This is a genomic window from Streptomyces sp. ADI95-16, from assembly GCF_003721495.1.
GTDB classification, from domain to species: domain Bacteria; phylum Actinomycetota; class Actinomycetes; order Streptomycetales; family Streptomycetaceae; genus Streptomyces; species Streptomyces goshikiensis.
Map to the genome: position 1 here is coordinate 5,289,175 of NZ_CP033581.1, position 23,321 is coordinate 5,312,495.

The 23,321-nt window shown below is 72.9% G+C and carries 26 protein-coding genes and 1 pseudogene; 15 read left to right on the forward strand and 12 right to left on the reverse strand.

Translation table 11 applies throughout. The annotated features are described in order from the left end of the window. Window positions 1-96: 96 nt before the first annotated feature. Both EES41_RS23765 and EES41_RS23770 read right to left on the reverse strand, forming a co-directional pair. Window positions 97-900 (reverse strand): transglutaminase-like domain-containing protein, encoded by an 804-nt coding sequence (locus EES41_RS23765; RefSeq protein WP_123080236.1) that lies wholly within the window; start codon window positions 898-900, stop codon window positions 97-99. Continuing rightward, entirely contained in the window at window positions 897-1,880 is a 984-nt protein-coding gene (locus tag EES41_RS23770) for a GNAT family N-acetyltransferase (protein ID WP_123080237.1), read from the reverse strand. The genes EES41_RS23765 and EES41_RS23770 overlap by 4 nt, the downstream gene beginning before the upstream one ends. A gap of 117 nt (window positions 1,881-1,997) precedes the next feature. On the opposite strand from EES41_RS23770, the gene fdxA reads away from it, so the two are divergent. Together fdxA and dapC are read left to right on the forward strand one after the other, a co-directional pair. Continuing rightward, window positions 1,998-2,324: a ferredoxin gene (gene fdxA, locus EES41_RS23775; protein WP_008737202.1), complete on the forward strand. Its 327-nt coding sequence runs from the start codon at window positions 1,998-2,000 to the stop codon at window positions 2,322-2,324. 146 nt (window positions 2,325-2,470) lie between these two features. Further along, complete coding sequence (gene dapC / locus EES41_RS23780; RefSeq protein WP_123080238.1) at window positions 2,471-3,565, forward strand: succinyldiaminopimelate transaminase; 1,095 nt, start codon at window positions 2,471-2,473, stop codon at window positions 3,563-3,565. An 88-nt stretch (window positions 3,566-3,653) separates the two neighbouring features. Here dapC and EES41_RS23785 read toward each other — a convergent pair whose 3' ends face one another. Further along, on the reverse strand, window positions 3,654-3,980 hold the full coding sequence (locus tag EES41_RS23785) for an ATP-binding protein (RefSeq protein ID WP_123080239.1): 327 nt from the start codon (window positions 3,978-3,980) through the stop codon (window positions 3,654-3,656). A gap of 226 nt (window positions 3,981-4,206) precedes the next feature. Further along, the gene (locus tag EES41_RS23790) at window positions 4,207-5,178 is read right to left on the reverse strand and encodes a hypothetical protein (RefSeq protein ID WP_123080240.1); all 972 of its coding nucleotides are present in this window, start codon (window positions 5,176-5,178) and stop codon (window positions 4,207-4,209) included. Between the two features lie 87 nt (window positions 5,179-5,265). Here EES41_RS23790 and dapE point away from each other — a divergent pair, with 87 nt between their 5' ends. Together dapE and EES41_RS23800 are read left to right on the forward strand one after the other, a co-directional pair. After that, a complete protein-coding gene (gene dapE / locus EES41_RS23795) occupies window positions 5,266-6,345 on the forward strand; it encodes a succinyl-diaminopimelate desuccinylase (protein WP_123080241.1) in 1,080 nt (359 codons plus the stop codon). A 64-nt stretch (window positions 6,346-6,409) separates the two neighbouring features. Then, complete coding sequence (locus tag EES41_RS23800) at window positions 6,410-7,168, forward strand: TIGR00730 family Rossman fold protein (RefSeq protein WP_123080242.1); 759 nt, start codon at window positions 6,410-6,412, stop codon at window positions 7,166-7,168. A 13-nt stretch (window positions 7,169-7,181) separates the two neighbouring features. Here EES41_RS23800 and folP read toward each other — a convergent pair whose 3' ends face one another. Further along, on the reverse strand, window positions 7,182-8,042 hold the full coding sequence (gene folP / locus EES41_RS23805) for a dihydropteroate synthase (protein ID WP_008737191.1): 861 nt from the start codon (window positions 8,040-8,042) through the stop codon (window positions 7,182-7,184). An 85-nt stretch (window positions 8,043-8,127) separates the two neighbouring features. Between folP and EES41_RS23810 the strand changes: the two genes are divergently transcribed. Both EES41_RS23810 and EES41_RS23815 read left to right on the forward strand, forming a co-directional pair. After that, window positions 8,128-8,475 (forward strand): DivIVA domain-containing protein, encoded by a 348-nt coding sequence (locus EES41_RS23810; protein WP_123080243.1) that lies wholly within the window; start codon window positions 8,128-8,130, stop codon window positions 8,473-8,475. Then, the gene (locus tag EES41_RS23815; RefSeq protein WP_123080244.1) at window positions 8,472-9,059 is read left to right on the forward strand and encodes a DNA-3-methyladenine glycosylase I; all 588 of its coding nucleotides are present in this window, start codon (window positions 8,472-8,474) and stop codon (window positions 9,057-9,059) included. Before EES41_RS23810 ends, EES41_RS23815 begins: the two co-directional genes overlap by 4 nt. A 6-nt stretch (window positions 9,060-9,065) precedes the next feature. Here the strand turns inward: EES41_RS23815 and EES41_RS23820 are convergent, their stop codons facing one another. Then, on the reverse strand, window positions 9,066-9,869 hold the full coding sequence (locus EES41_RS23820; RefSeq protein WP_123080245.1) for an enoyl-CoA hydratase/isomerase family protein: 804 nt from the start codon (window positions 9,867-9,869) through the stop codon (window positions 9,066-9,068). Window positions 9,870-10,202: 333 nt separating this feature from the next. Between EES41_RS23820 and EES41_RS23825 the strand changes: the two genes are divergently transcribed. Then, complete coding sequence (locus EES41_RS23825; RefSeq protein ID WP_003966491.1) at window positions 10,203-10,370, forward strand: DUF3117 domain-containing protein; 168 nt, start codon at window positions 10,203-10,205, stop codon at window positions 10,368-10,370. A 169-nt stretch (window positions 10,371-10,539) separates the two neighbouring features. On the opposite strand, the gene EES41_RS23830 is transcribed toward EES41_RS23825, so the two are convergent. Beyond that, on the reverse strand, window positions 10,540-11,202 hold the full coding sequence (locus EES41_RS23830) for an O-methyltransferase (protein WP_123080246.1): 663 nt from the start codon (window positions 11,200-11,202) through the stop codon (window positions 10,540-10,542). 190 nt (window positions 11,203-11,392) lie between these two features. Here EES41_RS23830 and sigE point away from each other — a divergent pair, with 190 nt between their 5' ends. From sigE to EES41_RS23855, 5 genes and pseudogenes are all read left to right on the forward strand, one after another. After that, window positions 11,393-12,169 (forward strand): RNA polymerase sigma factor SigE, encoded by a 777-nt coding sequence (gene sigE, locus EES41_RS23835; protein WP_174261724.1) that lies wholly within the window; start codon window positions 11,393-11,395, stop codon window positions 12,167-12,169. Then, a pseudogene (locus EES41_RS23840) lies at window positions 12,166-12,663 on the forward strand (zf-HC2 domain-containing protein); the annotation flags it as partial. The gene sigE and the pseudogene EES41_RS23840, both read left to right, overlap by 4 nt. Window positions 12,664-12,906: 243 nt before the next feature. Continuing rightward, the gene (locus EES41_RS23845) at window positions 12,907-14,292 is read left to right on the forward strand and encodes a S1C family serine protease (RefSeq protein ID WP_123080248.1); all 1,386 of its coding nucleotides are present in this window, start codon (window positions 12,907-12,909) and stop codon (window positions 14,290-14,292) included. A 134-nt stretch (window positions 14,293-14,426) separates the two neighbouring features. Further along, window positions 14,427-14,873 (forward strand): sec-independent translocase, encoded by a 447-nt coding sequence (locus tag EES41_RS23850; protein ID WP_123080249.1) that lies wholly within the window; start codon window positions 14,427-14,429, stop codon window positions 14,871-14,873. Window positions 14,874-14,985: 112 nt separating this feature from the next. Continuing rightward, window positions 14,986-15,702 carry a hypothetical protein gene (locus EES41_RS23855; protein WP_123080250.1) on the forward strand — a complete coding sequence of 239 codons (717 nt, stop codon included), beginning with the start codon at window positions 14,986-14,988 and terminating at the stop codon, window positions 15,700-15,702. An 81-nt stretch (window positions 15,703-15,783) separates the two neighbouring features. Here EES41_RS23855 and EES41_RS23860 read toward each other — a convergent pair whose 3' ends face one another. The 3 genes from EES41_RS23860 to EES41_RS23870 form a co-directional block, all read right to left on the reverse strand. Then, window positions 15,784-16,899, reverse strand: coding sequence for an Mrp/NBP35 family ATP-binding protein (locus EES41_RS23860; RefSeq protein WP_123082656.1), 1,116 nt, complete (start codon window positions 16,897-16,899; stop codon window positions 15,784-15,786). A gap of 87 nt (window positions 16,900-16,986) precedes the next feature. Further along, window positions 16,987-17,550: a DUF1003 domain-containing protein gene (locus EES41_RS23865; protein WP_123082657.1), complete on the reverse strand. Its 564-nt coding sequence runs from the start codon at window positions 17,548-17,550 to the stop codon at window positions 16,987-16,989. 121 nt (window positions 17,551-17,671) lie between these two features. Then, window positions 17,672-18,943: a CBS domain-containing protein gene (locus EES41_RS23870; RefSeq protein ID WP_123080251.1), complete on the reverse strand. Its 1,272-nt coding sequence runs from the start codon at window positions 18,941-18,943 to the stop codon at window positions 17,672-17,674. 186 nt (window positions 18,944-19,129) lie between these two features. Here EES41_RS23870 and EES41_RS23875 point away from each other — a divergent pair, with 186 nt between their 5' ends. After that, complete coding sequence (locus tag EES41_RS23875) at window positions 19,130-19,927, forward strand: hypothetical protein (RefSeq protein ID WP_254211552.1); 798 nt, start codon at window positions 19,130-19,132, stop codon at window positions 19,925-19,927. A gap of 43 nt (window positions 19,928-19,970) precedes the next feature. On the opposite strand, the gene EES41_RS23880 is transcribed toward EES41_RS23875, so the two are convergent. Then, entirely contained in the window at window positions 19,971-20,483 is a 513-nt protein-coding gene (locus EES41_RS23880) for a hypothetical protein (RefSeq protein WP_123080252.1), read from the reverse strand. Window positions 20,484-20,514: 31 nt separating this feature from the next. After that, a complete protein-coding gene (locus EES41_RS23885) occupies window positions 20,515-21,630 on the reverse strand; it encodes a magnesium and cobalt transport protein CorA (protein WP_123080253.1) in 1,116 nt (371 codons plus the stop codon). A gap of 375 nt (window positions 21,631-22,005) precedes the next feature. On the opposite strand from EES41_RS23885, the gene EES41_RS23890 reads away from it, so the two are divergent. Together EES41_RS23890 and EES41_RS23895 are read left to right on the forward strand one after the other, a co-directional pair. Further along, a complete protein-coding gene (locus EES41_RS23890; protein ID WP_123080254.1) occupies window positions 22,006-22,590 on the forward strand; it encodes a suppressor of fused domain protein in 585 nt (194 codons plus the stop codon). Window positions 22,591-22,650: 60 nt separating this feature from the next. Further along, complete coding sequence (locus EES41_RS23895; protein WP_123080255.1) at window positions 22,651-23,295, forward strand: DUF6758 family protein; 645 nt, start codon at window positions 22,651-22,653, stop codon at window positions 23,293-23,295. Window positions 23,296-23,321: the final 26 nt, after the last annotated feature.

Consider the following 23,321-nt stretch of genomic DNA (forward strand, 5'->3'; position numbering starts at 1 on the left):
GCCTGTCCCGGGTCCGGGCTGTGGCGGGGCCGGCTCGTTCCGGGGCCGGGCCGGGTCGTGGCGGGTCCGGTCGGGCCGGGTACGAGCCGCTCCGGGTCAGTTCAGCAGGGCGCGAGCCGAGCCGGCCTCCGCGCGGATGCGGGCGGCGGCGCCGGGGTCGACGGCGTCCACGACCTCCGCGTACGCGTCCAGCTCGGCCGCCCCCGCCGTGAACTCGGCGCGTTCCACCAGCAGCCGGGCCCGCTCGTACCGCAGCGACGCCGGGTGCGAGGGCAGGAGGAGCGAGAGGTCCAGCGCCCACAGGGCCACCGCCGACTGCTCGGGGCGGGCCGAGGCCCACGCCCGGATGTTGTTCAGGATGCGCAGGACGATGTCCAGCGTGCGCGCCGGCTCCCGAGGGGCCCGCGCCAGCTCGGCCGGTCCGGCGCCCAGGGACGCGCCGCCCGCGAAGGGGTCCACGACCACGCCCTCCTCCGGATCCCCGAAGCCCACCACGAAGTGCCCCGGCAGGGCCAGCCCGTACACCGGCGCCCCCGCCCGCCGCGCGACCTCCGTCCACACCACGGACAGCAGGATCGGCAGGCCCCGGCGCCGCCGCAGCACCTCGTGCAGCAGCGAGGACGAGAGCCGTTCGTAGTCCGCCGGGGTGCCGTGGAAGCCCAGCCGCCCGCCGAGGAGTTCGGTCACCGCCGACGCCCACGCCCTGGCGCCGCGCAGCCCGTACGGCAGCATCCCCGCCAGCCGGTCCAGCTCGATCTGCGCCCAGTCCATGGCCCGTTCGTCCAGGTCCGGGTCCGCCTCCGCCGCCAGCAGCAGGCACAGCGCCGCCAGGTCCGGCCGCTGCGACCGCGCCTGTGCCGCGAACCGCTCCCGCCTCTCCCGCGCCGCCCCGGAACTCACGCCGCCGCCCGGAAGTGGTGGTACATGTGGTGCGTCGTGAAGCCCATCCCGTCGTACAGGCCCCGCGCCCCCGGGTTGTCCGCCTCCACCTGGAGCCACGCCGCCGACGCGCCCTCCTCCAGCGCCCGCCGCGCCAGGGCCGCCATCACGGCCGTCGCCAGGCCCCCGCGCCGGTGCTCCGGGTCGACCTCGACCGCCCCGAACCCGGCCCAGCGCCCGTCCGCCACCATCCGCCCGATCGCCCGGCCGGGCAGCGTCGCGAACCACACCGACGGGCCCTCCACCAGCATCCGCCGGGCCAGCCGGGGGTCGCGGACCTTCCCGTACCGGGCCAGCCACTCCTCGTCCGGGACCCGGGTCAGCCGTACGTCGTCGGCCGCCGCGGCGTCCAGGTCGCCGACCGGCGCCAGCGCCCCGACACGGACCTCCGCCGACACCTCGTTCACCCAGCCCCGCGCCTCCAGCTCCGCGCACAGCGCCTCCTGGGTGCCCACGGCCCCCGTCGCGGCCTGCACGTACGCCGGGAGCCCGCGCTCCGCGTACCAGGACGTCACCCGCGCGAGTGCTTCGTCCAGCGGTGCCCCCGGGTCGCCGAGCGGCAGCACGGAGTTGGCGCGTCGGGTGAACCCCTCGGACGCGCGCAGGACCCACTCGCCCAGCGGCTCGCTCTCCAGCGGCACCCAGGCCCGCGCGGTGATGCGGGCCAGTTCCTCGAAGGAGGCCGCGGGGCCCCGGCGCCGGGCCGGCGCCGGGGGTACGACCTTGCCCGCCACCAGTGACGATTCCTCGATGCGGACCGTCTTCGCGTTCTTCTGTGTGATCACGAGCACACCCTCGTTCCAGGATGTGAGAACCCCTACCGCGTCACTGAACCCGGGGGGTCCGCCGCGCCCCGGATCCACCCGTCGTACAGACACTCGTTTACCCACGTCAGCGGGGGTGATACGGATCTCCAGCAGTCCACCGGCAGTGATTTCCACAGCTCTGTCCGCCCCTCCTGTTCGGATCGTGCCCGGGAACGGAGATACTAGGTGTGGGCATCGACGACGCCGCGCTCCCGCGCGATATGGAAAGCCCTACCGAGGAGGAACGAGAGCGTGACCTACGTCATCGCGGAGCCTTGTGTCGACGTCAAGGACAAGGCATGCATCGAAGAGTGCCCCGTCGACTGCATCTACGAGGGCCAGCGGTCCTTGTACATCCACCCGGACGAGTGCGTCGACTGTGGTGCGTGTGAGCCGGTCTGCCCGGTCGAGGCCATCTTCTACGAGGACGACACCCCGGAGGAGTGGAAGGACTACTACAAGGCGAACGTCGAGTTCTTCGACGAGCTCGGTTCGCCCGGTGGTGCCTCCAAGCTGGGCCTGATCGAGCGGGACCACCCCTTCGTCGCCGCGCTGCCGCCGATGGGCGAGGGCCACTGACGCCCTGCGCCCCAGGCGCTTCGCGTGCTTCGGTCCCGTACGGCCCTCCGGCCGCGCGGGACCGAGCCGTTTCCGGCGCCGGGACCGCGGATCGCACCGCTCCCGCCGCCCCCACCCCTCCACGCCCCCAGAGAGAGCAGAGCACCGTGGCCGCACTTTCCGCACGTCTTCCCGCCTTCCCCTGGGACAAGCTGGAGCCGTACAAGGCGACGGCGGCGGCCCACGCGGACGGCATCGTCGACCTGTCGGTCGGCACCCCCGTCGACCCGGTGCCGCAGCTGATCCGGCGCGCCCTCGTCGAGGCCGCCGACTCCCCGGGTTACCCGACGGTATGGGGCACGGTCGCCCTGCGCGACGCGATCACGGGCTGGGTGCGCGGCCGCCTCGGCGCGAGCGCCGCCGGGCACCGCAACGTGCTGCCGGTGGTCGGCTCCAAGGAGCTGGTGGCCTGGCTGCCGACCCAGCTGGGGCTGGGCGCCGGGGACAAGGTCGCGTACCCGCGGCTCGCCTACCCGACGTACGAGGTCGGCGCGCGCCTGTGCGGCGCCGAGGCGGTCGTGTACGACGACCCGACCGAGCTCGACCCGGCGGGCGTGAAGCTGCTCTGGCTCAACTCCCCGTCCAACCCCACCGGGAAGGTCATCCCCAAGGAAGACCTGATCCGGATCGTGGCCTGGGCGCGCGAGCACGGCATCCTCGTCTTCAGCGACGAGTGCTACCTGGAGCTGGGCTGGGAGGCCGAGCCCGTCTCCGTCCTCCACGACGAGGTCTGCGGCGGCTCCTACGAGGGCCTGGTGGCCGTCCACTCGCTGTCGAAGCGGTCGAACCTGGCGGGCTACCGGGCGGCGTTCGTCGCCGGTGACGCCGGAGTGCTCCGCGAGCTGCTGGAGATCCGCAAGCACGGCGGCATGATGACCCCCGCCCCGGTGCAGGCGGCGACGGTGGCGGCGCTCGGCGACGACGCGCACGTCGAGGAGCAGCGCGGCCGCTACGCCGCCCGGCGTGCGGCGCTGCGCGGGGCCCTGGAGGCGCACGGCTTCCGCATCGAGCACAGCGAGGCCAGCCTCTACCTGTGGGCGACCCGGGACGAGCCCTGCTGGGAGACGGTGGCCCACCTCGCCGGGCTCGGCATCCTCGTCGCCCCGGGCGACTTCTACGGGGAGGCCGGCGAGCGTTTCGTACGCGTCGCCTTCACGGCCACGGACGAGCGGGTCGCGGCGGCGGTCAAGCGCCTCGGCTGACCGGGCGGCCCGACGGCCCGACGCCCTGACAGCCCGAAGGGCCGGGAGCTGGTGCTCCCGGCCCTTCGGCGCGTGCGCGGGGCGGTGGTCAGCCGCCCAGGCCGGCCAGCGGCAGCCCGCCCAGCGGCAGCTCCGGCGCGGCGGGCAGCCCCGAGGTGGGCAGCCCCGAGGTGGCCTGCCCGGCGGCCGGCAGACCGCCGAGCAGCGATCCGGCGGTGCCGGTGAGCTCGCCGGGCGCGGCCGGAACGGCCTGGGCGGCCGCGTCGGGGGCGGTGAGCCCGCCCAGCTGCGGAAGCTGCGGTACGGCGTCCAGGCCCGCGGCGCTGGCCGCGCCGGCCGCACCGACCACGGGAGCTGCGCCGGCGGCGAGCAGCAGCGCGGCGCGGGCGATCCGGCGGGTCAGGGGGAGGGTCATGATGCTCCTAAGCGGTAGCGGCTGAGTACGCCGTGTACAACCGCTCGTGGGGCGGGCGAAGTTGCGGACCCCGAAGGTAAAGGATCGGTAACGCATCGTTTAATCGGCTTCCGCGACAACCGCATTGGATGTGCGCCGACCAGGCCTTTGTGCCCCTCCCGGACCCCGTGGGGCGGCCGCGCCGGTCACCCCCGTGTGGGGGACGCCCCGTACACCTGAACGCGGCTCACTGGGCCACGAAGATCCGTACCTCGTTGTCGGTCGCGCCGTGCGGGTCCGCGCCGCCTGACGTGCCGGCGCCGCCCGTGTCCTGCCAGGTGCCCCTGGCCTCGCCCGCGACCCAGCCCTGCCTGGCGTAGGAGACCCGGGTGATGCCCAGGGAGCGCGAGTTGGCGACCGCCCAGTGCGCCAGCGCCTTGCCCCGGCGGGACTCGGCCTCGTCGCCGTCCGCCTTCAGGGGCAGGTTGATCTCCGCCTCCCCGCGCCGCTTGCCGGAGTCCCCGGCCGCGGCGGGTGCGCCGCCGGCCAGCACCTTCTTCCCGAAGATCCGCACCAGTTGGGTCCGTACCTTCTCCGGGTCGCCCGGCGCGGTGGGCGCGGGGCCGCCACAGGTCAGGGAACCCCGGCCGCCGAACGCCGCCGTCAGCACCATGGCGTCCGGCTCGTGCTTCGCGTACGCCTGCGGGAAGCCGCTGCGCTGCACCTTCTGCGCGGCCACCGTCAGCGGGAGCCGCGAGTAGCCCGGGACCTCGACCAGGTGGTCGTAGAAGATCCCCGACGAGTACACCGGGTCCCTGATCTCGTCCGGGCTGCCCCAGCCCATCGAGGGCCGCTGCTGGAACAGGCCGAGCGAATCCCGGTCGCCGTGGTTGAGGTTGCGCAGCGCCGACTCCTGCATCGCGGTCGCCAGCGCGATGGTCACCGCCCGGTCCGGCAGGCCCTTGGAGACGCCGACCGCGGCTATCGTCGCCGCGTTCGCCGCCTGCTCCAGCGACATGTCGAACGACTCGCGGGTGCCGCCCCGCCCCGCCTCGTCCGCGCCGGTGAGCACACTGGCCGTGCAGTGCGGCCCGCCACCACCCTCGTTCGACTCGTACTGCACGGCGAGATATCCGGCGAGCGCGAGCAGGACGAGCAGGCCGGCGGCCTTGCGGCGCGGGCGACGGCGCCGCTGACGGGAGTGATCGCTCTGAGACACGCGGCCCACCGTACTTGAGCCATCTGACGCGTCCAGCGGCCGGACGTACCGGGCTTCGTCACACCACGGGGCGTTATGGTCAGAGCCATGTCCGAATCCGAGCTGGACCTCACCCTGGACGCCGCCGAGCTGACCGCCCGGCTCGTCGACATCCCCTCCGTGAGCGGGGACGAAAAGGTACTCGCCGACCTCGTGGAAAGCGCGCTGCGCGCCCTGCCGCACCTCACGGTGGACCGCCACGGCAACAACGTCGTCGCCCGTACGGACCTCGGCCGCGCCGAGCGCGTCGTACTGGCAGGTCACCTCGACACCGTGCCGATCGCCGACAACCTCCCGTCGCGCCTCGACGAGAACGACGTCCTGTGGGGCTGCGGCACGACCGACATGAAGTCCGGCGTCGCCGTACAGCTGCGCATCGCCGCGACCGTGCCCGAGCCGAACCGCGACCTCACCTTCGTCTTCTACGACCAGGAGGAGGTCGCCGCCGACCTCAACGGCCTGGGCAAGGTCGCCGAGGCCCACCCCGACTGGCTGACCGGCGACTTCGCGGTCCTGCTGGAGCCGTCCAACGGCGAGGTCGAGGGCGGCTGCCAGGGCACCCTGCGCGTGCTGCTGCGCACGGCCGGCGAGCGCGCCCACTCCGCCCGCAGCTGGATGGGCTCCAACGCCATCCACTCGGCGAGCCCGATTCTCGCCAAACTCGCCGCCTACGAGCCCCGCAAGCCGGTGATCGACGGGCTGGAGTACCACGAGGGCCTCAACGCGGTCCGCATCGAGGGCGGCGTCGCGAACAACGTGATCCCCGACGCCTGCACGGTGACGGTGAACTTCCGGTACGCCCCGGACCGCTCCGCCGAGGACGCCCTGGCCCACGTCCGGGAGGTCTTCGCGGACTGCGGCGTCGCGGAGTTCGTGGTCGACGACTCCTCCGGCGGCGCCCTCCCCGGCCTCGGCCACCCGGCGGCCGCGGCCTTCATGGAGGCCGTCGGCGGCCGCGCCATGCCGAAGTTCGGCTGGACCGACGTGGCCCGCTTCAGCACCTTCGGCATCCCGGCGGTCAACTACGGCCCGGGGGACGCCCTGCTGGCCCACAAGGTCGACGAGCGCGTCGAGACGAAGGCCATCTTGCACTGCGAGGAACGACTCCGCGCCTGGCTGACCTCCTGAATTCCGCCTCTCGTCACCTTTGTGCGCCTACCCTGATCCAACGATCAGCAGGAGGGAGCACATCATGGGCAACCCCGAAGGCAACGCTCGTCGCCGGCCCCAGGAGCAGCAGCTCGGGCCGGTGCTGCGCAGGCGGAGCCAGGTGCAGGCGGGCAGTACGACGGACCAGCGGCTGCTGGATTCGGACGGGCCCTCCGAGTGGGTGCACACCGATCCCTGGCGGGTCCTGCGCATCCAGTCGGAGTTCATCGAGGGCTTCGGCACGCTGGCGGAGCTGCCGCCGGCGATCAGCGTGTTCGGTTCGGCCCGCACCCCGGTGGACTCGCCGGAGTACGAGGCGGGCGTACGGATCGGGCACGCGCTCGTCGACGCCGGCTTCGCCGTGATCACGGGCGGTGGCCCGGGGGCGATGGAGGCGGCCAACAAGGGCGCCCGCGAGGCGAACGGCGTCTCGGTCGGCCTGGGCATCGAGCTGCCCTTCGAGCAGGGCCTCAACCAGCACGTCGACCTGGGGCTGAACTTCCGGTACTTCTTCGTCCGCAAGACGATGTTCGTGAAGTACAGCCAGGGCTTCGTGGTCCTGCCGGGCGGCCTCGGCACCCTGGACGAGATGTTCGAGGCGCTGACCCTGGTCCAGACCCAGAAGATCACCCGGTTCCCGATCGTGCTGTTCGGCTCGGAGTACTGGGGCGGCCTGATCGACTGGCTGAAGAACACGGTCATCGCCCAGGGCAAGGCCTCGGAGCGCGACCTCTACCTCTTCCACGTCACGGACGACGTGGACGAGGCGATCGCGCTCGTCACGAAGGAAGTCGGCAAGTAGGACCCGCCGGGCCTCAGGCCAGTCCCCGGCGGGCGACCGCCGGGGGCCGGTGGCCCTGGATCGAGCGGACCATGTCGAGGACCTGCCGCGTCTCCGCCACCTCGTGGACGCGGTAGACCTGGGCGCCCAGCCAGGCCGAGACGGCCGTCGTGGCCAGGGTGCCCAGCAGGCGCTCCTTGACCGGCGCGTCGAGGGTCTCGCCGACGAAGTCCTTGTTGGACAGCGAGACCAGCACCGGCCAGCCGGTGTCGGTCATCTCCGACAGCCGGCGGGTGGCCTCCAGCGAATGGCGGGTGTTCTTCCCGAAGTCGTGACCCGGGTCGATCATGATCCCGTCGCGGCGGACGCCGAGCGCGACCGCCCGCTCCGCGAGGCCCACCGTGACCCGCAGGATGTCCGCCATCACGTCCTCGTACGCCATCCGGTGCGGCCGCGTCCGCGGCTCGACCTCGCCCGCGTGCGTGCAGACCAGCCCCGCCCCGTGGCGCGCGGCGACCTCCGCCAGCTTCGGGTCCACGCCGCCCCACGCGTCGTTGAGCAGGTCCGCGCCGGCCGCGCAGACCGCCTCGCCGACCTCGTGCCGCCAGGTGTCGACGCTGATCACCACGTCCGGGTGGCGGCGCCGTACCTCGGCGACGAAGCCGACGGTGCGCCGGGCCTCCTCGGCCGCGTCCACGTGCTCGCCCGGACCCGCCTTGACCCCGCCGATGTCGATGATCGCGGCGCCCTCGGCCACCGCCTGTTCGACCCGGTCCAGCGCGGGCTCGTCGCGGAACGTCGCGCCCTGGTCGTAGAAGGAGTCCGGCGTCCGGTTCACGATGGCCATGATCACCGGCTCGTGGGTGTCGAACTCGCGCCTGCCCAGTCGCAGCATCCCGTTCTTTCCTCCTCCGGCGGCCCTCGCGCCTCGCTCGCGACCTTAACCTGATGGCTGAAGCCGCCCTCAGTCTGTCAGGGAGTTGATCGTGTTCTGGTTCTTGCTGATCGCGCTGGTCGTGGTCGTCGCCGCGGTCACCCTCGCGGTGGTCGGCGGCGGTTCGCAGGCCGTACTGCCCGAGGCCGAGCCGGACCGGGTGGCCGACGGGCTGCCGCAGGCCCGCCCGGTGGCGCGGGCCGACATCGACGCGCTGCGGCTGCCCGTCGCCGCGCGCGGCTACCGGATGGCCGAGGTGGACGACGTACTGGACCGGCTGGCGGCGGAGCTGGCCGAGCGGGACGAGCGGATCGCCCTGCTGGAGGCCTCGGTGGAGGCCGCCCGCGCCGGATCCGCGCCGGGACCCGACCTGACGAAGCGGGACGGGCAGTGACGGCCGTGGCCGGGGCGGACGGCGGGCTGCGCTGCCCGTGGGCGCTGTCCACGCCGGACTACGTCGCCTACCACGACACGGAATGGGGCCGTCCGGTCCATGGGGACGACGCCCTGTACGAGCGGCTGTGCCTGGAGGCCTTCCAGTCGGGGCTGTCCTGGCTGACGATCCTGCGCCGCCGGGAGGGCTTCCGGAAGGCCTTCTCCTCCTTCGAGATCGCGAAGGTCGCCGCGTTCGACGAGCGCGACGCGGAGCGCCTGCTCGCCGACGAGGGGATCATCCGGAACCGGGCCAAGATCGCGGCCACCCTCGCCAACGCCAAGGTCCTGGCCGGCTGGGAGCCGGGCGAGCTGGACGCCCTGATCTGGTCCCACGCCCCGGAGCCGGGCCGGGCCCCGCGCTCGATCGCCGACGTACCGGCGGTCACCGCGGAGTCCACGGCCCTGTCCAAGGACCTCAAGAAGGCGGGCATCCGCTTCGTCGGCCCCACCACGGCCTACGCGCTGATGCAGGCCTGCGGCCTCGTCAACGACCACCTGGCGGCCTGCGTCTCGCGGGAGACGGCCGCGCCGCCGCCGGCCTGACCGGGCTCAGCGGCCCAGGTACCGGGGCGGCTGCTTGGCGAGGAAGGCCCGGACGGCGATCCCGTGGTCCTCGGAGGCGCCGGCCCGGGTCTGGAGGACATCCTCGTGGGCCAGGGAGTCCGCGAGGGAGTGCGCGGCCCCGTACGCCAGGGACTCCTTCAGCGCGGCGTAGGCGACCGTAGGCCCGGCGGCCAGGGCCCGGGCGACCGACTCGGCCTCGGCGGCCAGCGACCCGGCGGGGACCAGGCGGTTGGCGATGCCCAGGTCGTAGGCCTCCTGCGCCGTGAGCGAGCGCGGGAAGAGCAGCAGGTCACTGGCGCGCGAGGCGCCGATCAAACGGGGCAGGGTCCAGGAGACGCCGGAGTCGGCGGTCAGCGCCACGCCCGCGAACGAGGTGTTGAAGGACGCCGTGTCGGCGACGACGCGGAAGTCCGCTGCCAGCGCGAAGCCGAAGCCCGCCCCGGCGGCGACCCCGTTCACGCCCGCGACCACCGGCTTCGGCATCTCGGTGAGCGCCCGCACGATGGGGTTGTAGTGCTCGGAGACGGTGCTCATCGTCAGCGTGGTGCCGTGCTCGCGGTCCGAGGCCAGGTTCCCGATGTGTTCCTTGAGGTCCTGGCCGACGCAGAAGGCGCGGTCGCCGGCGGCGGTGAGCAGCACGGCCCGTACCGCGGAGTCCCCGGCGGCGGCCCGGACCGCGTCGCGCAGGGCGACCTTGGCCTCCGTGTTCATCGCGTTCATCGCGTCGGGACGGTTGATCGTGATGGTCGCGAGTCCGTCGGTCACTTCGTAGAGCACGCTGTCGGCCATGGCAGGGGGTCCCCCTTCGTCGCGGGCTTGGCTACCGGCCGGTACCGGCCGGTGCAAGGGCCAGCATGGCGGACCGGACCGCCACCGGACATGTGATGTGCGTCAAAGAAAGCGAACGGCGGTCCCGGCGCGGAGCGGCGAAGTATCGCAGGCGGCTCCCCGAAATGAGTGGTTTTGGTCAAGCGCGTTGCACAAGCGTTCCCTGCCGATGTTGGTCATCGGGTCCTGACATGCGGGATAATGGCCAGGAAGCATTGTGTTCGATGCCGGGCATTAGGCGCCTGAATGGGGCCGTCGGCTGACGATGAGCTGGTTTCAGGAAGGGGAACGAGCATGGCGGCCATGAAGCCGCGGACGGGCGACGGCCCGCTCGAGGTCACCAAGGAGGGGCGGGGCATCGTCATGCGCGTACCGCTTGAGGGCGGCGGTCGGCTTGTCGTCGAGCTGACTCCGGACGAGGCGGACGCCCTGGGTGACGCCCTGAAGAAGGTCGTCGGCTAACCCGCTGACCGCACTTTCAGCAGTCTGAACTCTGCGCTGCCCCGATCGCTACCGGCGGTCGGGGCAGTGTTGTGTCCACCGGGTGCCACCCCCCCCGGTCCTCCCGTACGGCCCATCCGGTCCACCCGGTCTGTCCGGCCCATCCGGCCCGTGCGGTCCGTCCGGTCCGTCAGCGCCGGACCACGCACAGCAGGCCGTCGCCCACCGGGAGCAGCGCCGCCTCCAGGGCCGGGCTCTCGCGGACGGCGCGCAGCAGCTCGCGGACGCGGAGCACCTCGATGGGCTGGGCGGCGGAGTCGACCGTACGGCCGTCGGAGAAGACGCCCTCGAAGCAGACCAGCCCGCCGGGGCGCAGCAGGCGCAACGATTCGGCGAGGTAGTCGAGGGACTCGGTGGGGTCCCCGTCGCAGAAGACGAGGTCGTACCCGCCGTCCGCGAGCCGGGGCAGGACGTCGAGCGCGCGGCCGGGGATGAAGCGGGCGCGGTTGCCCGCGAAGCCGGCGGCGCGGAAGGCCTGGCGGGCGAAGGCCTGCCGGTCGGGTTCGGGATCCACGGTGGTGAGCACCCCGTCGGGGCGCATCCCGTGGAGGAGGTGGATGCCGGAGACGCCGGTTCCGGTGCCGATCTCCGCGACCGCCTTGGCGTCCGCGGTGGCGGCGAGCAGGCGCAGCGCGGCACCGGTGCCGGGGGAGACGGAGCGCAGGCCCGCTTCCCTGGACCGGTCGCGGGCCCATCGCAGAGCGTCGTCCTCGGCGACAAACGCGTCGGCGAACGCCCAGCTCGTCTGCCGGTTGCCGCTAATGACCCTCTCCTGTCCCCATAGTTGGCGCAACGGTGACTGTATCCGCTGACGTCGGGAACCCGCAGATGGGACCGGGCGTTGTGAAGGAGAGACGCCGGATGGATGAGGGATAGACAGGGACGGTGCCGGGCAGATCGCCGGTCCGGGGCCGTCGGGGAACTGAATGCCCGTGCAAAGTTACTGCAAAAACACTTATCCCAAGCTGACGGAGGGGGTGGCTATGGTAGGGACTCCACTGGACACCACCAGAGCCGACAGGGGAGGTGCGGCTGCGCCTGTGGATCGTGGGGGCGTGTTGAAACGCCTCTTCTGGTCATCGGGTGAGCCGAAATCCGTGACCTACATTGCTGACCGCTTCCACACCGCCACCGCAACCACCGCGACCTTCGCCACCGATGCGGGCTCGCAGGCGTGGACCCCTCCTTCCTGGGAGGAGATCGTCAGCACGCACAGCGCGCGGGTCTACCGCCTTGCCTACCGTCTGACGGGTAACCAGCACGATGCCGAGGACCTGACGCAGGAAGTCTTCGTCCGCGTCTTCCGCTCGCTGTCCACCTACACGCCCGGCACCTTCGAGGGCTGGCTGCACCGGATCACCACGAACCTGTTCCTCGACATGGTGCGCCGCAAGCAGCGGATCCGTTTCGACGCCCTCGGCGACGACGCGGCCGAGCGGCTGCCGAGCCGTGAGCCCTCCCCGCAGCAAGTGCTGCACGACACCCACTTCGACGCGGACGTGCAGCAGGCGCTGGACACCCTCGCGCCCGAGTTCCGCGCGGCCGTGGTGCTGTGCGACATCGAGGGCCTGTCGTACGAGGAGATCGCCGCCACCCTCGGTGTGAAGCTCGGCACCGTGCGCAGCCGTATCCACCGGGGCCGTTCCCACCTGCGCAAGGCGCTCAAGCACCGGTCTCCGCAGGCCCGCGCGGAGCAGCGCGCGCTGGCGGGCGCGGCCGTGGGCGCCCCGGGCGCCGGGGGAGAGGGCGGAGCCGAGTGAGCGGAGCCAGTCCGACCCCCGCCGAACAACACTTGGGCGACCGCCTCGCCGCCCTGGTGGACGGGGAACTCGGCCATGACGCGCGCGAGCGGGTGCTGGCCCACCTGGCCACCTGCGCCAAGTGCAAAGCCGAGGCCGACGCACAGCGCCGCCTGAAGACGCTGTTCGTGGAGAGCGCGCCGCCGCCGCTGTCCGCCGGGCTGCTGGCCCGGCTCCAGGGCCTGCCGGGCGGGGACCTCGACGGTTCCTCCGGGCTGCCCGGCCCGGTCGGTTCCGCCGGTTCCGCCGTTTCCCACGGCCCGCCCGGTGCTTCCGGTTCAGGTTCCTCGGCCCGTTCCGACCCCTTCGCCACCTTCGGGTACGCCGCGGCGGCGATGCCGCGCGAGGGTTTCCGTATCCACGAGGTGGGCCGCTCCCGGCGCCGCTTCGCGTTCGTCGCGGCCGGAGCGGTGTCGCTGGCCGCGCTCGCGCTCGGCGGCACCCTGCCGATCGAGACCGTCGAGCCCCAGGTGCGCGGTGACGTACCCGCCACGCGGCCCGGTCCCGCCGTGTCGGTGACCGATGCCGTCATCCTGGACCGGCTGCCCACCCCGAGCGTGGCGCTGCCCGGCCTGCGCCCCGGCGGACCACAGCCGCCGGTGCGGCCCTCGCAGACCCCGTCGGCCCGGCCCGTGTCCCTGTCCCGCTGACGGGGTGGGCCCCCGGCGGGCGCGCGGACCTGGTTGAATCTGCGGCAGATGCGCCGCCCGGGCGGTGCGCCAGGTACGCGGGGAGCGCCCATGTCCGACAGTCAGCAGACCGATCCGGCTCCGCTGTGGTGGAGCCGGCCCGACGGGCTGGCGGACGCGCGCCGCGACGGGGTCCCGGCCCCGCGCCCGCACGCCGAGGGTGACACCGGCGCGGGAGCGCCGTCCCCGGACCCGTCGGAGCCGGGGACGGAGGCGGAGTCCGGGGCCGGGCCGCGCTACGACCCCTGGGCCGTCCGCCCGCTGCACGTCGTGGACACCGGCAAGGTGCCGCGCGGGATCCGGATCTGGCAGGTCGTCGCGCTCAGCCTGGGCACCGCCCTGCTCGCCGGCGGCACCGGCGGCTACCTCGGCGTCCTCGCCGAGCGCCGCAGCAGCACCCGGCTGGAGCTCCCCCAGGCCGCCGCGGTCAGCCGGGACCGCGCTCCCGAGAGCGTCGCCGGGATCGCCGCCGGCGCCCTGCCGGGCGTGGTCACCCTGCACGTCAGCGGCGGCGGGGGCAGCGGCACCGGAACCGGCTTCGTCCTCGACCCGCAGGGCCACATCCTCACCAACAACCACGTGGTCGCCGACGCCAAGCGGATAACGGTCACCTTCAGCACCGGCGAGAGCGTCGGCGCCGAACTCGTCGGCCGCGACAGCGGCTACGACCTGGCCGTGGTCAAGGTGACCGGCGTCCGGGGCCTGCGGCCGCTGACGCTCGGCAACTCCGAGAACGTGAAGGTCGGCGACCCGGTGGTGGCCATCGGGGCGCCCTTCGACCTCTCCAACACCGTCACCGCCGGCATCATCAGCGCCACGGGCCGCCCCATCACCGCGGGCGGCGACAAGGGCGACGGCGGCGACGTCAGCTACGTCGACGCGCTCCAGACCGACGCCCCCATCAACCCCGGCAACTCCGGCGGCCCGCTCCTCGACGCCCAGGCGCACGTGATCGGCATCAACAGCGCGATCCGGGGCGCCGACGAAGGCCAGGACGGCAAGGAGGGGGCGCGGCAGAGCGGCAGCATCGGCCTCGGCTTCGCCATCCCGGTCAACCAGGGCAAGCGCGTCGCCGAGGAACTGATCCGCACCGGCCACGCCACCCACCCCGTCATCGGGGTCACCCTCGACATGCAGTACACCGGCGACGGGGCCCGCGTCGCCGCCAAGGGCGACGACGGCGCGTCCGCCGTCCCCGCCGGCCCCGGGGCGCGCGCCGGGATCAGACCGGGCGACGTGATCACCAAGGTGGACGGGCAGCGCGTCCACGGCGGCGACGAGCTGATCATCAAGATCCGGGCGCACCGCCCGGGCGACGCGCTGAAGCTGACGGTCCTGCGGGAGGGCCGGGAGCGCACCCTGGATGTGGTGCTGGGGTCGTCGAGCGGGGCCTGACGCGCCGGAACGACGTCTTCCGGCCGAACTCCGGTCGGGAAACGACTTTCGGGACCATTCGCGTGTAGTGGCCCGGCGAGAACGGCGGGTACCGTGGTCGGGGCCGGACGTGGAGAGATTCGAGGAGCGGCAGGGTGTTCAACGACATAGGCGGCCTTGAGCTGGTCACGATCGTGGTGCTGGCCATCCTCGTTTTCGGACCGGACAAGCTCCCCAAGGTCATCCAGGACGTCACCGGGTTCATCCGGAAGATCCGCGCGTTCTCCGACAGCGCCAAGCAGGACATCCGCTCGGAGCTCGGGCCGGAGTTCAAGGACTTCGAGTTCGAGGACCTGAACCCCAAGACGTTCATCCGCAAGCAGATGGGCGAGAACGAGGACCTCAAGGAGCTCCGCAGCAGCTTCGACCTCCGCAAGGAACTGAACGAGGTCACCGACGCGGTCAACAGCAGGGAGCCGGAGTCCACGCCGGCCGCCGCCACGCCGGGCGCCGCCGCCGCTTCCACCGGCCCGGACCTCCTCAAGAAGCCCGCCGCACCGGCCCCCGAAGCCCGTACCCCCTTCGACGCCGACGCCACCTGAGTTCCCGGCCTGCCCGGCGATCCGCGGTCGGATGGCTATCCTCCATCTGTCCGGACGCAGGAAAGCGTGGGGGAGCCCCGTTCCGGACCCCACGGAACGAGAGGCCGCTCAGATGGAGACGACGAGCAGTAGCCGGGTAGGCGTACAGCCCGCCGAAGCACCTGCCCCCGCTGCCGCACCCCCGCAGACCCCCGTGCCGGGCGCGCCACAGGAAGCCGCCGTGCCCGTTCCGGCGGCCCGCCGGACGGCCCAGGGGTACCTGCGGGCCGACTTCCCCTGGTACGGGCTGGACGGGGCCTTCACCGGCCCCCGCTGGCTCATGCAGGTCGCCGCCGCCGCAGACGGCACCGTGGAGCACGGCTCCACCGGCCACGGGGACGAGCCCTCCGCGCGCGGCGAGCTCGCCACCGGGGAGAAGGAACGCTTCGCGGTGGTCGTCACCGTCGCCAGCAACCCGCTGCGCCGCAGCGGCGACGGCACCGGAGTCCTGGAGGCCACCTCGGTCTCCTCGGCGGCCTGGCTGGCCGGCTCGGGCCTGCTGGCGTACAGCTGGCCCGGCCAGATGGACCACGGCCTGCGCAACGAGTGGCTCGACCAGCAGACCGAGGCCGCGTGGGAGCTCGCGGACGACCTCGCCGGGGACGACTGGTCGACGCTGTCGCTCCCGGTCGACGGGGAGCCGACGCCGTTCCACTACCGCGAGTCGGAGTTCGGCTGGGTCCTCGCCGGCTCCGCCCCGGGCGGGGTGCACCTGGGCGCGTACGGGCGGGGCATGAGCGCGTACGGGATCGGCTTCTCGGTCATCGGCGACCTGACCACGTACGAGTAGCGGTACGCGGGTACGGAAAAGGGCACCGCCCGGTCGGCGGTGCCCTTCACACTGTGCGGCCCGGCGCGGGCCGGTGGGACGTCAGAACTTGTTGCGCGGGGTGATGCCCAGGGACATGCCCGACAGGCCGCGGGCGCGGCCGCCCAGCTTGCCCGCGATCGTGCGCAGCGCCGCGCCGGCGGGGGAGTCCGGGTCGGACAGCACGACGGGCTTGCCCTCGTCGCCGCCCTCGCGCAGCCGCACGTCGATCGGGATCGAGCCCAGCACCGGCACCGTCGCGCCGACCGTCTTGGTCAGCCCGTCGGCGACCTTCTGGCCACCGCCGGAGCCGAACACGTCGACCATCTCGTCGCAGTGCGGGCACGGCAGGCCGGACATGTTCTCGACGACGCCGACGATCTTCTGGTGGGTCTGCACGGCGATCGAGCCGGCCCGCTCCGCGACCTCGGCCGCGGCCTGCTGCGGGGTGGTCACGACCAGGATCTCCGCGTTCGGCACCAGCTGGGCCACGGAGATCGCGATGTCACCCGTGCCCGGCGGCAGGTCGAGGAGCAGCACGTCCAGGTCGCCCCAGAACACGTCGGCCAGGAACTGCTGGAGCGCGCGGTGCAGCATCGGGCCGCGCCACACCACCGGCGCGTTGCCCGGGGTGAACATGCCGATGGAGATGACCTTCACGCCGTGCGCCGACGGCGGCATGATCATGTTCTCGACCTGGGTGGGACGGCCCTCCACACCCAGCATGCGCGGCACGCTGTGGCCGTAGATGTCCGCGTCGACGACGCCGACCTTGAGGCCGTCCGCCGCCATGGCCGCGGCCAGGTTCACCGTCACCGACGACTTGCCGACGCCGCCCTTGCCGGACGCGACCGCGTACACACGGGTCAGCGAGCCCGGCTTGGCGAAGGGCACCTCGCGCTCGGCGGTGCCGCCGCGCAGCGTGGCCGCCAGGTCCTTGCGCTGCTCGTCGCTCATCACGTCGAGGGTGACGGCGACCGAGGTGACACCGGCGACCTTCTCGACGGCCTCGGTGACGTTCTTGGTGATGGTCTCGCGCATGGGGCAGCCCGACACCGTGAGGTAGACCGTGACGGCGACCGCGCCGCCCTCGCCGATCTCCACCGATTTGACCATGCCGAGCTCGGTGATCGGCCGGTGGATCTCGGGGTCGTTCACCGTCGCCAGCGCGTCCAGGATCGCGTCCTGCTCAGGCACGGCGGCGGAGCTTGTGTCGGTAGCCATGTCCCGATGGTACGGCTCGGTAGCAGGCGTCAGGAAAGCCTGTCAGCGGTCACCTTCGTCACGTTCCTTCGGGAATAGCCGCCGCTCGTCCATCTCCTTGATCAGGTCCTGGAACTCCGACCTGATCCAGTCGCGCGTCGCGACCTCGCCCAGGCCCATGCGCAGCGAGGCGATCTCACGGGTCAGGTATTCGGTGTCGGCGATGGAACGCTCGTTCTGCTTGCGGTCCTGCTCCAGGTTGACGCGGTCCCGGTCGTCCTGCCGGTTCTGCGCGAGCAGGATCAGCGGGGCCGCGTACGAGGCCTGGAGGGACAGCATCAGCGTCAGGAAGATGAAGGGGTACTCGTCGAACCGCAGGTCGTCCGGCGCGAAGATGTTCCACAGCACCCAGACGATGATGACCAGGGTCATGTAGACGATGAACCGGCCCGTGCCGAGGAACCGCGCCACCCGCTCCGACAGCCGCCCGAAGGCCTCCGGGTCGTACACCGGGAGCAGCCGCCGCCGGTCGGCCCGCGGCTGGTCCAGCCGCCCCCGCGCCGACCGGGTCAGCGCGCTCGACCCGGTCGAGGAGCCGGCCGCCTTGGCCCGCAGCCGCTCGGCCACTTCCTCCTCGCGCCCCGAGAGCCCGTGCTCGCGCGCGTTCTCCCGGGCGTGCTCGCGGGCCAGCTCGCGCCGTACGCGGGCCTGCTCGCGGCTGCCCTCGCGCGCCGGGTCACGCCGTCGTTCAGCGCCCATCGGGAACCTCCTCGGGGTGGAAGTCCGTCTCCCGCCAGTCGTCGGGCAGCAGGTGGTCCAGTACGTCGTCCACGGTCACCGCGCCCAGCAGCGAACCGCTCTCGTCGACGACCGGCACCGCGACCATGTTGTACGCGGCGAGGTAGCCGGTCACCACCGGGAGCGAGGCGTTTGGCCGCAGCGGCGGCAGGTCGGTGTCCACGATCGAGCTGACGAGGGTGAACGGCGGATCGCGCAGCAGCCGCTGGAAGTGCACCGTGCCCAGGTACTTGCCGGTCGGCGTCTCGTCCGGCGGCCGGCACACGTACACCTGCGCCGCGAGCGCCGGCGACAGGTCCGACTGCCGTACGCGCGCCAGCGCGTCCGCGACGGTGGCGTCCGGCCGCAGCACGATCGGCTCGGTGGTCATCAGACCGCCCGCGGTGTTCTCCTCGTACTCCAGCAGGCGGCGCACATCGGCCGCGTCGTCCGGCCGCATCAGGGTCAGCAGCCGCTCCTTGTCGTCCTCGGGCAGCTCGGAGAGCAGGTCGGCCGCGTCGTCGGGGTCCATCGCCTCCAGGACGTCGGCGGCGCGCTCCTCCTTCAGCTTGCCGAGGATCTCCACCTGTTCGTCCTCGGGCAGCTCCTCCAGGACGTCCGCGAGCCGGTCGTCGTCGAGGGCGTTGGCCACCTCGGCGCGCCGCTTCGGCGTCAGGTGGTGCAGGACGTTCGCCACGTCGGCCGGGCGCATCTGCTCGAAGGTGGCGACCAGGTTCTCGGCGCCCTGCCCGTGCTCCTCCAGCGAGAAGCCGGTCACCGCCGACCACTCCACCGTCAGGGTCTCGCCGCGCCGGCGCAGCGCGCCGCCCTTGCCCTTGCGCACGAAGATCCGGTCGATCTCCCAGTCCCGGCGGGCCGGCAGCTGCTGGATGGCCACGTCGAGGACGGTGACCTCCTCGCCGGTGGCGCCCAGCGTCACCCGGCGGTCCAGCAGTTCGCCGAGGACGAGCCGCTCGGTGGGGCGCTGCTCGAAGCGCCGCATGTTCACCACGCCCGTGGTGATGACCTGCCCGGACTCCACGCCCGTCACGCGGGTCATGGGGACGAAGATCCGGCGCCGGCTGACCACCTCGACCACCAGGCCCAGCAGCCGCGGCGGGCGGCCGCCGACGCGCAGCATCGCGACGAGGTCGCGGACCCGGCCGACCTGGTCGCCGTTGGGGTCGAACACCGGCACACCCGACAGATGCGAGACGAAGATCCGCGGGGCGCCTGCAGCCATCCGAGCGCCTCCTAGAGCGATCATCACCAGTCCTGCCGTGCCTCAGGCTAGCCCGTGCCCCGCGCAACCGTCCTGGTGGGGCGGCCGCCCAGGTGTCCCACCGGGCCACCCCGGCCGGGAGCGGGCCGCGCCGCGCGGCCGGGTACGCTGCCTGCTGCCCACGGAACCGACGAGAGGCACCAGCTCGTGACCGCGTACTCCCTTGTCGCCCGGCTGCGCCGGGCCGCGTTCGTCGGCGCCCTGTGCGCGGGCCTCGCCGTCACCGGCACGGGCTGTGGAGCGGATCCGGACGAGGGCACCAACGGGGTCGGCAAGCTCCCCGCCGACAAGATCGCGGGCAAGGCGAAGGAGGCGGCCACGGCCGCCGACGCCGTGCACCTGTCCGGCACGCTGGTCAGCGGCGGCGGGACCTTCACCCTGGACATGCGGCTGGGGGCCGACGGCGGCTCCGGCGAGGTGAAGTCGAAGGAGAACACCTTCCGGCTGCTGCGGGTGGGCGAGCAGCTCTACCTGAAGGCCGACGCCGCGTTCTGGGGACAGTCCGACTCCGCCGGGAAGCTCGGCGACAAGTACGTGAAGGTGCCCGCGAACGACCCCTCGTACAAGCAGTTCCGCGGCTTCACCGACATGGACGTGCTGCTGGACGTGCTGCTCACGCTGGACGGCAAGGTCGCCAAGAACGAGGAGTACGCCAAGGTCGGGCACACCCGGGCGGTGCAGCTCACCGGGGACCAGGGCAAGGGCGGCAAGCTGTCGGTCTCCCTGGAGGGCACCCCGTACCCGCTGCTGATGGAGCGGGCCGGCGGCGCCGGGCGGGTGGAGCTCGGGGAGTGGGGCAAAACCTTCCCTCTGGCGGCGCCCGCCCAGGACGAGACCGTCGACTACGGCTCCCAGCTGCCGACGACCAAGGGCCAGAACACCGGCGGCGGGGCCTCGCCCGCGCCGAAGGGCTCCGGGCAGGGCAGCGACCCGGGCAAGCCCTGACGTACGGGGATCCGCGCGGGCGCCGGGGCCGGCGCCCCCGGTCTCAGCGGGCCGGCTTCCTCCGCTTCAGCAGCAGCTTCGGCAGGCCCGCCGGAACCGGCTCGCGGGTGATCGCGGGGGACTCCAGCGGGGCCGCGGCCAGCGAGCCGTCCGGCAGACCCGCGGCGACCGCGACCGGCTCCAGGCGCAGCAGCCGGCACTCGCGCGCCCACCGGTCCGTCATCGTCTCCGAGTCGGGCGCGTTCAGCCGCTTGCCCTTGAGCTCGGCGACCGCGGCCTCCCATTCCTCGCCCTGGGGCGGGAGTTCCCGTACCGCCGCCGTCCAGGCGACCAGCCGCCCGCCCTTGTCCTTGCTGCGCACGGTGACCTCGGCGGCCGCGCCGTCCGCGAGCCCCGGGAACGGCTGCTCCCCGGGCCCGTCGCCCAGCACGTGCGCGGCGCCGTCCAGCCAGGCGTGCCACAGGGCCCGGTCGGCCCCGGCGCCCCGGACCCAGATGAGGCCGGACTTCTTCGTGGCCTCCTCGACGAGGGCCAGATCGAGCGTGCTGAGAGTCATGCGCACAGCGTAGGGGGTGCCCCCGGGGCGCTCAGAGCCAGCCGTGGCGGCGCAGCGAGCGGTGGATGGTGAAGCAGGACGCGGCGATCGCGGCCATCACCATGGGGTAGCCGTAGCGCCAGTGGAGCTCCGGCATGTGCTCGAAGTTCATGCCGTACACCCCGCAGATCATCGTGGGCACGGCGATGATCGCCGCCCAGGAGGTGATCTTGCGCATGTCCTCGTTCTGCGCGACGGTCGCCTGCGCGAGATTGGCCTGGAGGATCGAGTTCAGCAGCTCGTCGAAGCCGACGACCTGCTCGTGCACCCGCGCCAGGTGGTCGGCGACGTCACGGAAGTACTTCTGGATGTCCGGGTCCACCAGCCGCATCGGGCGCTCGCTCAGCAGCTCCATGGGCCGCAGCAGCGGGGAGACGGCCCGCTTGAACTCCAGCACCTCGCGCTTGAGCTGGTAGATCCGGCCCGCGTCGCCGCCGCGCGCGGCGCCCTTGGCGGGGGCGGCGAAGACCTCGCTCTCCACCTCGTCGATGTCGTCCTGCACGGCCGCGGCCACCGCGATGTAGCCGTCGACGACGTGGTCGGCGAGGGAGTGCAGGACCGAGGAGGGGCCCTTGGAGAGCAGGGCGGGGTCGTCCTGGAGGCGGCGGCGCAGCCCCTTGAGGGAGCCCTGGCCGCCGTGCCGGACGGTGATGACGAAGTCGGGGCCGGTGAAGCACATCACCTCGCCGGTCTCCACCACCTCGCTGGTGGCGGTGAGTTCGGCGTGCTCCACGTAGTGGATGGTCTTGAAGACGGTGAAGAGGGTGTCGTCGTAGCGCTCCAGCTTCGGCCGCTGGTGCGCGTGCACCGCGTCCTCCACGGCCAGCGGGTGCAGCCCGAAGATGGCGGCGATCCCGGCGAACTCGCCCTCGGTCGGCTCGTGCAGGCCGATCCACGCGAAACCGCCGTCCTCGCGGACCCGGCGCATCGCCTCACGGGGCGTCAGCCGGTCGGATCCCAGCAGGCGCCGGCCGTCGCGGTACACGGCGCAGTCGACGACCGTGCTGCTCGCGGACGGGTCACGGGTGGCGTCGTAGCCGGGCTGTGCGGGAGTGGACCGGCGCAGCGCGGGACGTACGGCGGCACGGAGGTAGGGCAGCATCGACATCGCAGGCTCCTTCGCACGCACGGCTGCGGACCGTACGGGTGGGAGGCCTTCCGCACCGCGGGCGGGCAGGCCCGGGCAGGCGGAAGGAGCAGGACGGGAGGACAAAGGTCTGCCGTCGCTCTTCTACTGATCGAGGGATCAGAGGGGCCGCAATGCGCCCGTCGTGGAAGTGGAAGAGCGATTGGTACTGCACGATCGACTTCGATCCATCGCAGCCCCACCTCCTCCGGCCGGTCCCCCGTGAGGGACGTCCTGTCGTTCACAGCCTTGACAACGGGCTTCTGCACGCGGCGTGAACCAGCTGTCAACACTATCAGCCGACGGATGGTCAAGAGCCGCCCTTTACCCGGGGGATACGAGTTCTATGCTCGTTCCATGGCAGAAATTCTGGCCCTTGTGGAAGCCCGGCTGCGCGACGCGTTCGGTGACCCCGACGCCCGCGCGGCCGTCACCTTCCTCGGCACCGACCGCATCGAGGTACTCCGCTTCGTCGAGGGCGACCTCGTGCGATACGCGACCCTCGGGATGTCCGCACAGCCCATGACCGACCCGACCGCCGTGGTCGCCGACCCGGTGCGCGGCCCGCGCGCCGAACTGGTGCTGACCGTGCGGGGCGGACTGGCCCCCACCGACCGGGTGCTGCGCCCGCTCGCGGTGCTGGGCGCCTCCCCGCAGGTGGAGGGGCTCGTCGTGGCCCCCGGCGCCTCGCTCGACGTGGGCGAACCGCTCTGGGAGGGAGCCGCGTTCACCTCGGTGCTCGTCGGCGAGCCGGGCGGTCTGGTGGCGGACCTGGAGCTGGCCGAGCCCATGGACCCGGTGCTCTTCTTCCCCGTCCTCCCCATGACCGCCAACGAGGCCGCCTGGAAGCGGGTGCACGGCGCGGCGGCGCTCCAGGAACGCTGGCTCGCGCGCGGCACGGATCTGCGGGACCCTCTGCGTACGGCCGTCGCGCTGGACTGACCGCCCGGACGGGTGATCGCGTCTTGACGGGGCGCGCCGCGGGGAGGAGCGTGGCTTCCTATGAGGGGCGAACCAAGTTGCCCGAAGTGCGGTGGCCGGGTCAGGGCGCCCGGTCTGTTCGCCGACTCCTGGCAGTGCGCGGTGCACGGTACGGTCCACCCCTTGCAACCCGTGATCCCGCCGAGCGTCGAGGGCCTGAGCGTGGTGGTGCACCGGGCGCAGGTGCCGGTGTGGATGCCGTGGCCGCTCCCGGTGGGCTGGCTGTTCACCGGGGCCGCCTCGGCGGGTGACGACCGCAGCGGGGGCCGGGCCACGGCCGTGGCCTGTTCGGGTCCCGGGCCGCTGGGCGGCATCGGGGAGCTGCTGCTGGTCGCCGAGGAGCTCGGCGTCGGCCTGGGCGCGCGGTACGCGGGCATCGACGGCCCGGACCCGGGCCCGCACATCAACGTCTCGTCCCCGCCGCACGCCAAGGTGGTCGCGGCGGGCCGCCCCACCCCGCTGTGGCACGTCACCGACACCCCCGACGACCGCGCCGTGTTCGCGGGCGAGGCGCGGGGCCTGTGGCTGTGGGCGGTCGTCTGGCCGGAGCAGTCGGGCCTGCTGATGTACGACGAACTCGTCCTGACGGACCTGCGCGACGCGGGCGCGGAGGTCGAACTCCTCCCCTGCGGCGCGCTCAGCCCCCGCATCCTCGGACCGGGTTAGGGCCTGTCTTTCGGATCAGGCCGGAT